The sequence below is a fragment of the Nonomuraea coxensis DSM 45129 genome (assembly GCF_019397265.1).
Lineage (GTDB): Bacteria > Actinomycetota > Actinomycetes > Streptosporangiales > Streptosporangiaceae > Nonomuraea > Nonomuraea coxensis.
Genome location: NZ_CP068985.1, coordinates 6,100,897 through 6,115,893, shown reverse-complemented (window position 1 = coordinate 6,115,893; position 14,997 = coordinate 6,100,897). Strand labels below are relative to the sequence as shown.

Below are 14,997 nucleotides of genomic sequence, written 5' to 3'. Positions count from 1 at the left end.
TCCAATTAAGCCACATTTCGCTCTGGGTAGTGTTATCTGGCTCCGGACGGCATAAATTCGATACGTGCGGCAGTTCGACCAGCAGCGGCCCAATCTCGCACGCATGTACGACTACATGCTCGGCGGGACGGACAACTTCGCGGTCGACCGCCTGGCCATCGAGCAGCTCGCCGAGCTGGTCCCGGAGGCGGTCCCGCTGGCCCGCGCGAACCGGGCCTTCCTGCAGCGTGCCGTGCGCTACGTGGCCGCCGCCGGGATCGACCAGTTCGTCGACCTGGGCAGCGGGCTGCCCACCCAGGGCAGCGCGCACGAGGTGGCGCCCGGTGCCCGGGTCGTCTACGTCGACCACGACCCCGTCGTGGCCGCCCACGCCAAGGCCCTGCTCGCCGCGAACGTGGGCAGGGCCGTCTGCGTCGAGGCCGACCTGCTGGACGCCGACGACGTGCTGGACAAGGCCGGCGGCTTCCTCGACCTGGACCGGCCCGTCGCCGTCCTGCTGGTGTCGATCCTGCACTTCCTGCCCGACTCCGCCCGGCCGGACGCGGCCGTGGCCCGGCTGCGCGAGCGCCTCGCCCCCGGCAGCTTCCTGGTGATCAGTCACGCCACCACGATGGGACGGCTGGAGGACGAGGAGGGCGGGCGCGGCTACCGGGGCTCGTCCGGGAGCGGGGGAGCGGACCGGCGGCCGTCCGAGATCCGGCGGTTCTTCGGCGATTTCTCCCTTGATCCGCCCGGACTGGTGCAGGCCGTCGACTGGCGGCCGGACCGGCCGAAACTCGTGGGCGACTGGGCGTTGCCGTCGTCGCTCATGGCGGGTGTGGCCCGCAAAATCGATCACTCCGCTTCCGCCTAAAAAGCGACATTTCGCCAAATATCGGTTGGTGGGGTCGGGCGCGTAAATGTGTATCTCTGTGTAATGTGTCAATAACTTGGGGTAAGGGGGATTCGGGGAGCTTCGGGGAGAGACACATGCGCCGTCGGCGGTTCCTGGCAAGCCTGCTGGCCGCGTCCGGCGCGGTGGCGGGATCGGCCCTGACCGGAGCGGCGCTGACCGGCTGCGGCGCCCGGCAGGTCCCCGGCGGGCGCGCCGGGCTGCGGACGCGGTTCGCCATCAACCCGGCCGCCCGCCGCTGGAGCGAGGTCGGCCAGGCGCTCGCCGGCGCGGCCCGCGCCGCCGGGTACGAGACCGGCACCGGCACCAAGGTCACCGTGAGCGGCCTGTCCGCGATGGCAGCCGCCGAGCTCAACAACGGCCAGACCCTGCTCGACGCGGCCACGCCCCTCGCCCGGCTGGCCGGCGACGTCGAGGTCGTGGTCGTGCCGGGCAACTCCCGCTTCAAGGACTTCGAGGGCTTCGCCGCCCACCTGCTGGCCCGCCCCGGCGAGACGCCGGTGGCCGGCGGCCCGCAGGGCGCGCCCGGCCACCTGCTGTTCGGCCTGATCGCCAAGGGCATCGGCGCCGACAGCCGTCAGGTCGACTACACCGGCTACCCCGGCACCCAGGAGGTCGTGACCGCCCTGCTGTCCGGCAAGGCAGCGGCGGCCACCGGCGTGCTCGCCGACTGGCGGGAGAACCTCTCGCGCGGGCGGCTCAGGGCGCTCGCGGTCTCCTGCGCCCAGCGGGTGCCCGAGGTGGACGCGCCGACGTTGCTGGAGTCCGGCGTGCGGGTCGACTTCACCGACTGGACCGCCGCCTTCGGCCCCGGCGGCATGCCGGACGAGAGCCGTGAGGCCGCCGTGCGCATGTGCGAGGAGGCGACGTCCTCCACCGGCTGGCTGGCCGCCTGCCGGGCCGCCGGCTGGATCTCGATCCCGCTCAGCGGCGACGACTTCGTGCTCTGGCTGGCCTCCGAGGTCGAGCGCACCCGGGCCGTCCTCCACGATCTGGGGCTGATCAACTCGGCCCGCGCCACAACCTGTGGGGGTAGTTGCGGGAACGGCCACTAGATGTAGGATCCAGGTCGTCGCTGGTTCGCCCCCCGGGGCGGAGTGAAAGGGAACCCGGTGCGAATCCGGGGCTGCCCCGCAGCGGTGAGCGGGAACGACCGCCGTCATGAGCACTGGAGCCATCCGGGAAGCGACGGCCAGTAGGAGCCGATGAGGTGTGCCCGCGAGCCCGAAGACCTGCCCGCGACGTGACCGTCCATGGCCCCGAGGGAGGGCAGGCGGGGCGACGCGGCCTGCCCGCGCGGCTCTCGCGTGCCCTTCTCCGGGAATGAGCTCGCGAGGAGAGAGCACGTGACGCAGATCGTCGAGGCCGCCAGGCGTCCGGACGCGGCCGGCCGCCGGCTGGCCATCGAGGAGGCCGCCGCCCGGGTGATCACGGACCCGGAGAACTCCCGGATCGCCGCCCGGCTGCTGGCCGAGGAGATCGCCGAGGAGGCCGCCGGGCACGGGGTGCGCTCCTTCTCCGAGTCGGTGGCCGCCTGCCACGCGGCCGGGCTGCTCCAGGACCGGCTGGCCGCGTTCGTCGCCGGGCACGCCGCCGAGCTGGACGCCCTCGTCGACCCGGCGGCCGACGACCGTTTCGAGTATTTCGGCCTGCGCACCGTGTACGACCGCTACCTGCTGCGCCACCCCGAGACCCGGGCGGTGCTGGAGCGGCCGCAGCACTTCTTCCTGCGCGTCGCCTGCGGGCTCGCGGACAGCGTGGCGGAGGCGGCCGAGCTGTACGGGCTGATGTCGGCGCTGGCGTACCTGCCCAGCTCGCCCACGCTGTTCAACTCCGGCACCCGCCGCCCGCAACTGTCGTCGTGCTTCCTGCTCGACTCGCCGCGCGACGAGCTGGAGGCCATCTACGAGCGCTACGGCCAGGTCGCCCGCCTGTCCAAGTACGCCGGCGGCATCGGCATCTCCTGGACCCGGGTCCGCTCGCGCGGCTCGCTGATCCGCGGCACCAACGGCCACTCCAACGGCATCGTCCCGTGGCTGCGCACCCTCGACGCCTCGGTGGCGGCGGTCAACCAGGGCGGCCGGCGCAAGGGCGCCGCCTGCGTCTACCTGGAGACCTGGCACGCCGACGTCGAGGAGTTCCTGGAGCTGCGCGACAACACCGGCGAGGACGCCCGCCGCACCCACAACCTCAACCTGGCCAACTGGGTGCCGGACGAGTTCATGCGCAGGGTCGAGGCGGACGAGGTGTGGTCCCTGTTCGACCCGAAGGAGACGCCCGACCTCACCGACCTGTACGGGGAGGAGTTCACCGCCGCCTACCGCGCGTACGAGGCGGCCGGCCGCTTCGTCCGGCAGCTCCCCGCCCGCACCCTGTACGGCCGGATGATGCGCACCCTCGCCCAGACCGGCAACGGCTGGATGACCTTCAAGGACGCCGCCAACCGCACCTCCAACCAGACCGCCCGCCCCGGCAACGTCATCCACCTGTCGAACCTGTGCACCGAGATCCTGGAGGTCACCGGCGACGCCGAGACCGCCGTCTGCAACCTGGGCTCGGTCAACCTGGCCGCCCATGTGGTGAACGGGAACCTGGACTGGGAACGGCTGCGCGGCACCGTCCGCACCGCCGTGCGCTTCCTCGACCGGACCATCGACCTCGGCTTCCACCCGACGCCCGAGGCCGAGGCGGCCAACCTGCGCTGGCGGCCGGTCGGACTCGGCGTCATGGGGCTCGCCGACGTGTTCTTCGCGCTGCGGCTGCCGTTCGACTCGCCGCGGGCGCTCGACCTGTCCACCAGGATCGCCGAGGAGATCGCGCTCACCGCGTACGACACCTCGGCCGACCTCGCCGCCGAGCGCGGCCCGCACCCCTCCTACGCCGACACCCGCGCCGCCGGGGGAGTGCTGCACCCCGACCACTACGGGCCGGCCACGCCCCGCTGGGACGCGGTGCGCGCCAAGATCGCGCGGACCGGGCTGCGCAACTCCCTCCTGGTCGCGATCGCGCCGACCGCCACCATCGCCTCCATCGCCGGCTGCTACGAGTGCATCGAGCCGCAGGTGTCCAACGTGTTCAAGCGCGAGACCCTGTCCGGCGAGTTCCTGCAGGTCAACCGCTATCTGGTGGCCGACCTGCGGGCGCGCGGGCTGTGGACGCAGGAGATGCGCGACGCGATCAAGCGCGCCGACGGCTCGGTCCAGGACGTGCCCGGCCTGCCCGCCGACCTGAAGACGCTCTACCGCACTGCGTGGGAGCTGCCGCAGAAGGCGCTCATCGACCTCGCCGCGGCCCGCCAGCCGTACGTGGACCAGTCGCAGTCGCTCAACCTCTTCATGGCGGCCCCGACCATCGGCAAGCTCTCCTCGATGTACGCCTACGCCTGGAGGAAGGGCCTCAAGACCACCTACTACCTGCGCTCGCGCCCCGCGACCCGCATCGCGCAGACCACCGTGGCCCCGGCGGCCCCGGACGCCGTCGCGTGCTCCCTGGAGAACCCCGAGACGTGCGAAGCCTGCCAGTAGAAGCCCTCCCCGAACGACGCAAGGAGCCCGACGTCATGCTGCTCGACCCCGGAATGGACCTCACCCTGCGCCCCATGCGCTATCCGGACTTCTACGAGCGCTTCCGCGCCGCCATCCGCAACACCTGGACCGTCGAGGAGGTGGACCTGCACGGCGACCTCGCCGACCTGGCGCGGATGACGCCGCAGGAGCGGCACCTGATCAACCGGCTGGTCGCCTTCTTCGCCACCGGCGACTCGATCGTGGCCAACAACCTCGTGCTCAACCTCTACCAGCACGTCAACGCCCCGGAGGCGCGGCTCTACCTGAGCCGGCAGCTCTTCGAGGAGGCGGTGCACGTGCAGTTCTACCTGACGCTGCTGGACACGTACCTGCCGGATCCTGACGAGCGGGCCAAGGCGTTCGCCGCGGTCGAGCACATCCCGTCCATCAGGGACAAGGCCGCGTTCTGCTTCAGGTGGATCGACTCGATCGGCGGGCTCGACCGGCTGGAGGACGCCGGCCAGCGCCGGCGGTTCCTGCTCAACCTCATCTGCTTCGCCGCCTGCATCGAGGGCCTGTTCTTCTACGGCGCGTTCGCCTACGTCTACTGGTTCCGCTCCCGCGGCCTGCTCGGCGGCCTGGCCACCGGGACGAACTGGGTGTTCCGCGATGAGTCCCTGCACATGGAGTTCGCCTTCGGCGTGGTGGACACCGTACGCGCCGAGGAGCCGTCGCTCTTCGACGACGAGCTGGGCGAGCAGGTGACCGCCATGCTGGAGGAGGCGGTCGCCGCCGAGCTGGCCTTCGCCGAGGACCTGTGCGGCGAGGGCATGCCGGGCATGGGCGTGGACCAGATGCGCCAGTACCTGGAGTACGTCGCCGACCAGCGGCTGACCCGGCTCGGCCTGCCCCGCCGGTACGGCTCGGCCAACCCCTTCGCGTTCATGGAGCTCCAGGACGTGCAGGAGCTGGCGAACTTCTTCGAAAGGCGCGTGTCCGCTTACCAGGTGGCGGTTGAGGGCAAGGTGAGCTTCGACGAGACGTTCTAGGATTTCCGGGGAGGCAAGGGCGTGCAGTCTCCGGCGGACTAACCGATTCTCGTGTTCTCGGTGATCGGATCCATCCTCCTGGTCGAAGTGGTCCGCCGGGTGCAGCCGCGTGCCGGCCGTGGTCCATCTGCGGGTGGACTGGACGCTGCAGGTCACCGACGTGCTGCCCAACGGGCTGGAGATCGCGGCGAGCGCCGGATAAATGGGTGGCCCGCCGCCGATCATCCTCGTACCGTGGTACATGTCCGGCACCGAGGAGACCACAGCAGAAAGGCGGCGGAATGCGGCTCATGACCCACGAAACCGCCCTGTGCTCCGCGAGCCTGCTCGCCGGACGGCGACGGCTTTCCGGGTGACCACGGTCACCGACCACCGGAAAGCCGCCTCGATCCCCTGACCGAGGCGGCTTCTTCATCTTCCTTCGCGGCGGCCCTGAAAGAAGAGGGCCGCGGGCCACGGCCTGGCCGACGGGATTGGCGCCCCCCGGCCGGACCCCGCCCACACCCCGGGCCGGCTCACGCCGGCCGAGCCCGGGGTCCACGCCGCTCTGGCCCAACTGGCAGAGGCGCCGCCCTCAGGAGGCGGAGGTTCGGGGTTCGAATCCCTGGAGCGGCACGTGCCGGGCCGTCGTGACCCGGAGGGCCCGGACGGCGTGCGCCCGGAACTCCGGGTACGGCAGGCCGGACGTGCTCGCGCTCCACATCTTCTGGGCGAGCACCCCCACGGTGTCCTCGATCAGCTCGTACATCCGCTCCTCGCCGTACGTGGCGTGCACCAGGTCGTTCCACAGGGCCGGCATGGCGCCGAGCAGGCGGGGGTCGTCCGGGGCGAGGCGCTGCCCGCCGGCGAACACGTGCGGCTCCCAGTGCTCGTGCAGCCAGGCGCCGTCGAGGCCCTGGCCCCGGTAGTAGTCCGCCTCCGGGACGATGTAGAGCAGGTCGTCGTTGCTGTTGATCAGCGGGTAGGTGTCGCCCTCGGCCCCTTCCGGCCCGTAGAAGCCGTTGTTCCAGCTGTTGATCACGACGTCGGGGTCGAACCCGGTGGTGTCGCCCGTGGGGGACAGGCGGGTGAAGCCGCCCCAGGCGCGGGGCTGCTTGCCCAGCGACCGCAGGTGCGCGGCCATGTCGTTGAAGAACCGCTTCCACAGCTCCTTGCTCTGGTAGTACTCGTCGGCGCCGAAGTGCGCGGCGGGCCCGCGGAACCACGGCACGAACTCCTCGAACACCTCCTTGACCAGCTTCGTCGCCGCCGGGTTGGCCAGGTCGAGGTGGTCGGAGTTGCCGCCGTCGTGCCCGACGGAGGGTTCGCAGGCGATGAACGCCCGCGCGTGGGCGGGCGCGTCGATCTCCGGCACGATCGTGACGGCGTGCGCCGCCGCGGCGTCCTCGAACCCGTCCCAGTCGGCCCGCGTGTACGACTCGGCGGCGGCCAGCCCCGGAAAGGCGTCCGAGCGCAGCCGGAAGGCGGACACCGCCCGGCTCCAGTCGCCGTCCGGCGGCTCGATCTCGTTGTCGTTGAGGTGCAACTGGAGCTCGTTGAGCTTGAACGTGCCCATCAGCCCGATGAGCCGGTGGATCATGGGCGGCGTGACGAAGCGGCGGCCGACGTCCAGCATGTAGCCGCGGACCGGGTAGTTCGGCCAGTCCTCGGCGACGCCGGCGGGGGCGCGGCCGTCCTCGCCGAGGATCTGCAGCAGGCTGCGGGTGCCGTAGAAGAGCCCGGCCGGGCCCGGCGCCTCGATGAGGACCCGCTCGGGCGTGATCTCCAGCCGGTAGCTCTCGGGGCCGCGCCCGGTCCCCGTGAGGGCGAGCACGATGTCCCCGCCCCCGGGCCCGTAGGGGACGCCCAGCTCGGCGGCGAACCGCCGGGCCTGCTCCGGGGCGGTCCCCGAGACCACCCGCGAGCCGCCGCCGAGCCGGAACTCGCCGGTCCCGCCCGTCCACTGCTGCAGGGCGGGGATCACCACGGGACGCTCGTTCATGCCGGCCACTCCGCCATCAGGTAGCCGCGGTGCGGCAGCTCCACGTCCTTGAGGTCGGCCGGACGGGGCTCGGCCAGCGGCGCGAGCAGGGTCGTCACCGCGTCCTCCGGCACGCCGGACAGCACCGGCCTGGCCGGGTCCGCCGAGCCGTTGACGACCGCCAGCCGCCACCGGCCGCCGACCCTGGCGAGCTGCGGCATGAGGTGCGGCCCGCCGGTGACCATGGGGAAGTCCCCGCCCAGCCACCGGACCGCCCGCTGCGCGAGCGCCTGCCCGTCGTCGCAGCGCGCGAGCCGTTCGGGGGCGCAGGCGGCGAGGGTGAGCACCCGGCCGCCGAGCGCGTTGACGTAGGCGACCCGCCCGTCGCCCCACAGCTCGTCGCGCGGCGTGAGCACCTGGGTCCACACTTCGGCGGCGGGGCCGGCGGCCAGCCTCGCCAGGGCGGGCTGCAGGTTGACGCTCAGCAGGCCGCCGCCGTCCACGATCCGCTCCATGCTGTACGGCCGCCGCGACGGCGTCCACCGGTCGGCCACCTCCTCGACCCGGACACCGAGCAGCGAGCCGTACCCGCGCTCGGTGAGGATCAGCGCCGCGTGCCCGTCGAGCAGCACCCCGCCGGAGAACAGCTCCTCCACCCGCTCGTCGGGCAGCCCCCAGGCGACCTTGCCGAACAGGGCGGTGACCGGCGCGATCCCCGCCCGGATCGGGACGCCGTACGGCAGCAGGTAGTCGGCCGGCCGCAGCGGGTCGGCGATCAGCCCCTCGACGGTGCCGTCGCCCTGCACCCGGGCCGCCGTGTCCGGCCACCAGGGGACGCCCACGCCGTGCGTCTCCAGGTCGCGGCCCGCGGTGCGGTCGAGGGCGGGACGCGAGCGGTCCAGCAGCTCGCCGATCCGGGGATAGCGCTGGGGCTCGCCCGTCACGAAGGGGTGCAGGTCGAGCAGCATGGCGTCCGCGCCGGACAGCCGCGCCGCGACCATCTCCGACCACGTCTGGGTGTCGGACTTGGTCCACTCGGTGTGGGGCGAGTTCTCGATCTCCGGGGCCACCTCGGCGCCGGCCGGGCGGATCGCGCGCTGGAGTTCGAGCATCCCGAGGGTGTACGACAGCCGCGCGCCCGGGACGTCGCCGTACGGCGCGAAGTGCGGCCGGTGCACCTCGGCCCGCTCGAAGACCGACGCCCAGTCGCGTCCCTCGATCGAGGCGATGTCCAGCCGGGAGCTCATCAGCCCGAGCACGGCGCGCCCGGCGACCGCGTCCTTGATCGCGTCGAGGACCTCCAGCTGGGCCTCCCGCCAGGTCCGCTGGAGCAGCGCCCGCCACGGGTGCGGCGGCCCGCCCGCGGTGATCGCGGCGACCAGCTCCTCCCGGGTGGGCTCCGCGCCGGCGAGCGCCGCGAACCGCGTCAGCATCTCGGGCTCGAACCCGCCGCCCCAGGTCAGCGGCTCGTGGTTGTGGTAGCGGAAGTCGTCCTCCACCCACAGGACGCGGAAGCCCAGCGCGGCGAAGCGCCCGTAGTGGCCGGTCACCCACTCGCGCCAGACGGGGCAGGCGAAGGACGCGCAGGTGGTGGCGACCTCGCCGAGCGGCGAGACCATGGGCGCGAAGCCGAGGTCCTGGACGCGGCCCCGGTCGGTGTGCCCGGCCGTGATCCACGGGTTGAGGCTGCTGACGATGCCGTGCCGGTCCAGCACCTCCTTGGCCTGGGCGATGTGCTCGAACCACAGGTCCTCGCCGACGCCCGCAGGATGGCCGGAGTGCAGCTCCTCCGCGCCGTAGAACAGCACCACCTCGGGGATGGCGTGGTCGACGCAGTAGCGGGCCAGGCCGGTGGCGTCCCGTCCGGGCAGGACCTGGTAGCGAAGGTGGTACGTCATGGGGTCGGGGTGTCCTCCGGTCGGGTGGCGTGCAGCCAGCAGGTGGTCCATCCGCCGTCGGGGAACTCGACGCGCGGCGGGACCTCCGTCCGGCACTCGTCCTTGGCGAACGGGCAGCGTGGATGGAAGCGGCAGCCGGGCGGCGGGTCCACCAGGCTGGGCGGCTCGCCGAGTTTCTCGCCCACGGTGAACGCCGAGCTGCCCGCGGCGCGCTCCGGGTCGGGCGAGGAGTCGATGAGCAGGCGCGTGTACGGGTGCTTCGGCCGCTGGATGACCGACTCCGCGGGGCCGCCCTCGATCATCTGGCCGGCGTACATGACGAAGATGTCGTCCGACAGGTAGCGGGCGCTGGCGATGTCGTGCGTGATGTAGAGCAGCGCCAGCCCCTCCTCGTCGCGGAGCCGGGCCAGCAGGTTGAGCACGTCGAGCCGGATCGACACGTCCAGCATCGAGATCGGCTCGTCGCCGAGCAGCACCGACGGCCGCACGGCGAGCGCCCGCGCGATGGCCACCCGCTGCCGCTGGCCGCCCGACAGCTCGTGCGGCAGCTTGCGGGCGAACTCCGCCTCCGGGGTCAGGTTGACCTTGCCGAGCAGCTCGCGCACGTCCTCGTCGGCGGCCGGGTGCGCGTGCAGCCTCAGCGCCCTGCGCAGGTTGTGCTCCACCCGGCGCAGCGAGTTGAGCGAGGCGAACGGGTCCTGGAAGACGAGCTGCACCTCGCCGGCGAAGCGCTTGTCCGGCCCCGTCACCGGCTCGCCGCGCAGCCGGATCTCCCCGGAGGTCACCGGGTAGAACTGGGCCAGCAGCCGGGCCAGCGTGGTCTTGCCGCTGCCGCTCTCGCCGACCAGCGCGGCGATCCGTCCCCGGTGGAGGCGCAGCGTGATGTTCTCCACGGCGCGGACCGTCACGTGCCTGCCGACGCCGTCGCGCGCGTGGAAGTGCTTGGTCACGTCCTCGGCGGCGAGGATCGGGGTCTCAGACATGCGTCCTCTCTCGGTCGTGCAGGTGACAGGCCGCCAGGCCGCCCCCCACCGGCAGCAGCTCCGGCCGCCGCTGCGCGCAGGCGTCGAAGCGCCGCGCGCAGCGCGGCTCGAACGCGCACCCGGGCGGCAGGTCGCGCAGCGCGGGCGGGCTGCCGGGGATGCCGCTCAGCTTGGTGACCGGCGCGCGCAGCGGCGGGAACGAGTCGCGCAGGCCCTTGGTGTACGGGTGCTTCGGATCGGCGTAGATGGCGGCCGCCTCGCCGATCTCCACGATGCGGCCGGCGTACATGACGGCGATCCGCTCGGCCAGCTCGACCAGCAGCGACAGGTCGTGCGTGACGAACACGACCGAGAAGCCGAGCCGGTCGCGGAGCTGGAGGATCTGGGAGAGGATCTGGCGCTGCATGACGACGTCCACGGCGGTGGTGGGCTCGTCCATGACGACCAGCTCGGGGTCGCAGGCCAGCGCCAGCGCGATCATCGCGCGCTGGCGCATGCCGCCGGACATCTCGTGCGGGTAGGACCGGGCCCGGTCGGGCGAGATGCCCACCATCTCCAGCAGCTCGGCGGTGCGCCTTTCGACGTCGCGGTAGCCGTGCGCCTTCAGCACGTCGGCGAACTGGGCGCTCAGCCGGGCGACCGGGTTGAGCGCGTCCATGGCGCTCTGCAGCACCACGGCGATCTTGTTCCAGCGGATCCTCCGGAGCTCCCGGTCCGTCCTGGCGGCGATGTCGACGGGCTCGCCGTCGCGGGGGTGCAGCCACACCTGGCCGCCGGTCAGCGCCGCCGGCGGGCGCAGCAGCCGCGTGATCGCCATGATGAGGGTGGACTTGCCGCAGCCCGACTCGCCCGCCACGCCGAGGATCTCGCCGCGCCGGAGCTGGAAGCTCACGTCGTTGACGGCCCGTACGGTCCCCTTGGCCGAGATGTAGTCGACGTTCAGCCCTTTGACGTCCAGGATCATGCGAGCGCCTTTCTCATCGCCTTGATGTCGGCCGTGCGCAGGCGCGGGTTCATGACCTCGTCGATGCCGAAGTTCACCAGCCCGGTCGCGGTGCCGAGCAGCGCGATGCACAGGCCGGGCGGGACGAACCACCACCACATGCCGTTGAGCAGGGCCACCTGCCTGGCCTGGTCGATGATGGTGCCCCAGCTCACGGTGTCGGCCGAGGAGATGCCGAGGAAGGCCAGCCCGGCCTCGGCGAGGACCGCGCCCAGCACCAGGTGGAGGAACATCGCGGAGATCCAGCCGGCCAGGTGCGGCAGCACCTCGACGAAGATCAGGCGGGTCTTCGTCTCGCCGAGCATGCGCATGGCCATGACGAAGTCCCGTCCCCGCAGGGAGAGCGTCTGCGCCCGCAGGGTGCGGGCGCCCGGCGCCCACCCGAACAGCCCGATGATCAGCGCGATCGTGATCGGGCCCGTGTCCTGCACGTAGCCCGCCACGATGAGGGTGAGCGGGAGCACGGGCAGGACCAGGAACATGTTGGTCAGGAAGGACAGCAGCGCGTCGATCCTGCCGCCGAAGAAGCCGGCGGTGACGCCGACCACGACCGCGAGGACGATGCCGATGACGCCGGCCACCGCGCCGACCACCATCGAGTTGCGCGTCCCGGCGATCACCTGGGCGAGCACGTCGGTGCCCTGGCTGGTGGTGCCGAGCAGGTGGCCGCCGCCGGGCGGCCGGCTGATCGCGTCGTAGTCGATCTTCCAGGGCCCGATGCCCATCAGGTCGTTGAGCCACGGACCGATGACCGCGACCACGGCGAAGAAGGCGATGATGCCGATGCCGACGCGGACCTTCATCGGCCTGCCTCCCTCGTGCGCGGGTCGATCATCACGTAGACGGAGTCGGCCACGAAGTTGGCCAGCAGCACGGTGAGCGTCGTCAGCAGGAAGACGCCCTGCATGAGCGGGTAGTCCCGCTTGCTCACCGCGTCGTAGAGCAGGTAGCCGATGCCGGGATAGGAGAAGACGATCTCGGTCAGCAGCGCGCCGCCGAGCACGCCGCCGATCGCCATGGCGAAGCCGGTGACGCTGGGCAGCAGGGCGTTGCGGGCGGCGTACCGGAACATCACCCGGCCGCTCGACAGCCCCTTGGCCCGGCCGAGCAGGACGTAGTCCTCGCTGACGGCCGTGACCATCATGTTGCGCATGCCGAGCAGCCACCCGCCGAAGGCGGAGAAGACGATCGTCGCGGCGGGCATCACCAGGTACTCCAGGACGCTGCCGAGGAAGCCCGGCCCGCCGTACAGGTCGGGGTCGAAGCCGCCGCCCAGCGGGAACCAGCCGAGCACCAGGCCGAACACGTACAGGGCGATGAGCGCCACCCAGAAGTACGGGAGCGCGCTCAGGAACGTCGACATCGGCGACAGGAAGCCGTCGAGCCGCCCGCCCGGCTTCCAGCCGGCGGCGATCCCGAGGCCGGTCCCGAGCAGGAAGGCGATCACCGTGGTGGTGCCGACCAGCAGCAGCGTCCACGGCAGGCCGGCGCCGAGCAGCTCGCCCACCGGGGTCGGGAAGCGGCTGACGGACAGGCCGAAGTCGAGCCGCGCGATGCTGACGAGGTAGTCCCCGTACTGCTGGAGCAGGCCGGCGCGGGGGTCGCCGAACAGCTTCTGGATCGCGGCCACGGTCTCGGGCGAGACGGACTCGCCCGACTGCCGCTGCAACTGCCTGACGATCACGGACGCGGGGTCCCCCGGCATGAGCCGGGGGATGAGGAAGTTCAGCGTGATCGCCGACCAGGCGGTGGCCAGGTAGAAGCCCACCCGCCTGGTCAGGAAACGCCACCTGCCCTGCCTCATCTACGCGCCCGCGGGCTTGAGGCCCTTGAGGGTCAGCACGATGTCCGGGCCGATCCCGCTGTGCGGGACGTGCTGGGTGCTGCCCGCCTCGGGCCAGCCCACCCAGCGGGTCTGGTTCATCTCGACGAACCAGTCGGCGGTGAACATCGGGGAGTACGGCACCTGGTCCAGCACGATCTTCTGGAGCTGGTGGCCGGTCTCCTTCTGCGCCTCCGGGTCGCCGACGCTGGTGCGCAGCTTGTCGAGGAGCGGCGCCGTGGACTCGTCCTTCCAGCGGCCCTGGTTCTGGTACTGGGCGTCCTTGCCGCTCGGCACGTACGTCTCGGGGTCGAGCTGGTCGGTGAAGACGGAGTACAGGCCGTTGGAGCCGCCGGTCCAGTAGAGGGCCATGTCGAAGTCGCCGTCGTTGAGCTGCGGGTCGTAGTTCTCCTCGGGCACGGCCGTGACCTTCACGTCCAAGCCCAGGTTGGTCTTCCACTGGTCCTGCATGCCCTTGCCGTACGCCATCCAGTTGGCGTACTCCTGCACGACCTTGACGCCCAGCGGGTAGGTCCTGCCGGCCTTGGCGAGCTGCCCGTCCTGGACGGTCCAGCCGCCGTCGGCCAGCGCCTTCTTGGCTCCCTCGGCGTCGAGGGCCTGCGGCTCACATCCGGGGGCCATGAAGTCGGCGTACACGGCCGGCTCCAGGCCGCACGCGTTGGCGGGCTCCTGGCCGGTGGGGGCGAGCTTGAGCAGGCTGGAACGATCCAGGCTCATCGCCAGCGCCCGGCGCACGTTGACGTCGTCGAAGGGCGCCTTGTCCATGTTGAACAGCAGCGACTCCTCGCCGCCCGTGTGGAACGTCTTGTAGACGTTGGTCTTCGGGTTGCGGGCCATGTACTCCTGCTCGGCGTTCGGCCAGGAGATGGTGGCGAAGTCGATGTCGCCCTTGAGCAGGCGGGCCTTGGTCTGGTCGTCGGAGCCGGTGGCGACGATCTTGATCGTCTTCATCGGGAACGGGCCGCCCCAGTAGTCCGCGCGCGTCTCCAGGGTGAACTGCTGCGGGGTGAACGCGGTGAGCCTGCCCACGCCCGTGCCGATCGGGTCGGGGTTCGTCCAGGTCTTGAGGTCCTTGTCCTTCCAGATGTGCTCGGGCACGATCCGGGGCGCGAAGCCGGTGACGCCGAGGGCGAAGCGGTAGAAGTCGAGCTGGGCGGGCTTCTTCCACTTGACGACCACGGTGTGGTCGCCGGTCGCCTCGGCCGAGACGTAGGTCTGGCCGCCGGTGTTCAGCTCGGGGTACTTCAGCGGGATGTTGAGCGTGAACGCGACGTCCTTGCTGGTCATCGGGGTGCCGTCGGAGAACTTCACGTCGGTGCGGAGCTTCAGCGTGACGGTCTTGTCGCCGTCGCTCCACTCCCACGACTCGGCCAGCCACGGCTCCAGCGCGCCGCCCTTGAAGACGTTGCGGCGCACCAGCGGCTCGTAGATGAGGCTGATCTGCGGCGCGATGTCGGTGGAGGGGGAGTAGATGTTGAAGTTGCGCGAGTACGTGGTCGCGTTGTTGACCCGCAGGCTGATCGAGTCCGCCGCGCCGCCGGTGGAGCCGGTGCCGGTCCCCTGGGTCCCGCCCGCGGTGCCGGGCGAGCACGCCGTCATCAGCAGTGCGAGAGCGAGTGTCCCCGCGGCGGCGGAGGATCTGAGCGTGGACATGGGGGTGCTCCTTCGTCAGGTGGGTAGGTCTGACCGGGTGCTGTCGCAGGTGGTGAGGAGGCTAGCGCTGATTTATGCAAATAAGTAGCCTTAACTGAGCATGTATCAGCAGACGATGCGGCCCTGCGATGCGATTGTGAGCATCCCGTGACTTGAATATGGAGGATAGTTTCGAAAAGACGCGCTCCTGGTGGGGCGGGGGAGGGGCCT

11 protein-coding genes, 1 tRNA gene and 1 riboswitch are annotated in these 14,997 nt (G+C 71.5%); of the genes, 5 read left to right on the top strand and 7 right to left on the bottom strand.

The annotated features are described in order from the left end of the window. Positions 1-64: 64 nt before the first annotated feature. The 5 genes from Nocox_RS28690 (at position 65) to Nocox_RS28670 (ending at position 6,062) form a co-directional block, all read left to right on the top strand. Entirely contained in the window at positions 65-853 is a 789-nt protein-coding gene (locus Nocox_RS28690; RefSeq protein ID WP_020547354.1) for an SAM-dependent methyltransferase, read from the top strand. A 116-nt stretch (positions 854-969) separates the two neighbouring features. Further along, positions 970-1,947 (top strand): Bug family tripartite tricarboxylate transporter substrate binding protein, encoded by a 978-nt coding sequence (locus Nocox_RS28685; protein ID WP_020547353.1) that lies wholly within the window; start codon positions 970-972, stop codon positions 1,945-1,947. 4 nt (positions 1,948-1,951) lie between these two features. Further along, a riboswitch (cobalamin riboswitch) is annotated at positions 1,952-2,146 on the top strand. 92 nt (positions 2,147-2,238) lie between these two features. Continuing rightward, the gene (locus tag Nocox_RS28680; RefSeq protein WP_020547352.1) at positions 2,239-4,416 is read left to right on the top strand and encodes a ribonucleoside-diphosphate reductase subunit alpha; all 2,178 of its coding nucleotides are present in this window, start codon (positions 2,239-2,241) and stop codon (positions 4,414-4,416) included. Between the two features lie 35 nt (positions 4,417-4,451). Further along, positions 4,452-5,447: a ribonucleotide-diphosphate reductase subunit beta gene (locus Nocox_RS28675; protein WP_020547351.1), complete on the top strand. Its 996-nt coding sequence runs from the start codon at positions 4,452-4,454 to the stop codon at positions 5,445-5,447. Between the two features lie 541 nt (positions 5,448-5,988). After that, positions 5,989-6,062: transfer RNA gene (locus tag Nocox_RS28670), tRNA-Leu, on the top strand. Here Nocox_RS28670 and Nocox_RS44240 read toward each other — a convergent pair. The 7 genes from Nocox_RS44240 to Nocox_RS28630 are packed head-to-tail and all read right to left on the bottom strand — an operon-like array spanning position 6,022 to position 14,787. Beyond that, complete coding sequence (locus Nocox_RS44240; protein ID WP_425517804.1) at positions 6,022-7,428, bottom strand: family 20 glycosylhydrolase; 1,407 nt, start codon at positions 7,426-7,428, stop codon at positions 6,022-6,024. The two genes, Nocox_RS28670 and Nocox_RS44240, sit on opposite strands and share 41 nt — an antisense overlap. After that, positions 7,425-9,305 carry a hypothetical protein gene (locus tag Nocox_RS28655; protein WP_020547349.1) on the bottom strand — a complete coding sequence of 627 codons (1,881 nt, stop codon included), beginning with the start codon at positions 9,303-9,305 and terminating at the stop codon, positions 7,425-7,427. Before Nocox_RS28655 ends, Nocox_RS44240 begins: the two co-directional genes overlap by 4 nt. Beyond that, positions 9,302-10,288 carry an ABC transporter ATP-binding protein gene (locus Nocox_RS28650; RefSeq protein WP_219495512.1) on the bottom strand — a complete coding sequence of 329 codons (987 nt, stop codon included), beginning with the start codon at positions 10,286-10,288 and terminating at the stop codon, positions 9,302-9,304. Before Nocox_RS28650 ends, Nocox_RS28655 begins: the two co-directional genes overlap by 4 nt. Continuing rightward, on the bottom strand, positions 10,281-11,252 hold the full coding sequence (locus Nocox_RS28645) for an ABC transporter ATP-binding protein (protein ID WP_020547347.1): 972 nt from the start codon (positions 11,250-11,252) through the stop codon (positions 10,281-10,283). The genes Nocox_RS28650 and Nocox_RS28645 overlap by 8 nt, the downstream gene beginning before the upstream one ends. Then, positions 11,249-12,094 carry an ABC transporter permease gene (locus Nocox_RS28640; protein WP_020547346.1) on the bottom strand — a complete coding sequence of 282 codons (846 nt, stop codon included), beginning with the start codon at positions 12,092-12,094 and terminating at the stop codon, positions 11,249-11,251. Before Nocox_RS28640 ends, Nocox_RS28645 begins: the two co-directional genes overlap by 4 nt. After that, on the bottom strand, positions 12,091-13,095 hold the full coding sequence (locus tag Nocox_RS28635) for an ABC transporter permease (protein WP_033411260.1): 1,005 nt from the start codon (positions 13,093-13,095) through the stop codon (positions 12,091-12,093). The genes Nocox_RS28640 and Nocox_RS28635 overlap by 4 nt, the downstream gene beginning before the upstream one ends. Beyond that, the gene (locus Nocox_RS28630) at positions 13,096-14,787 is read right to left on the bottom strand and encodes an ABC transporter substrate-binding protein (protein ID WP_157383470.1); all 1,692 of its coding nucleotides are present in this window, start codon (positions 14,785-14,787) and stop codon (positions 13,096-13,098) included. Between the last annotated feature and the right edge of the window lie 210 nt (positions 14,788-14,997).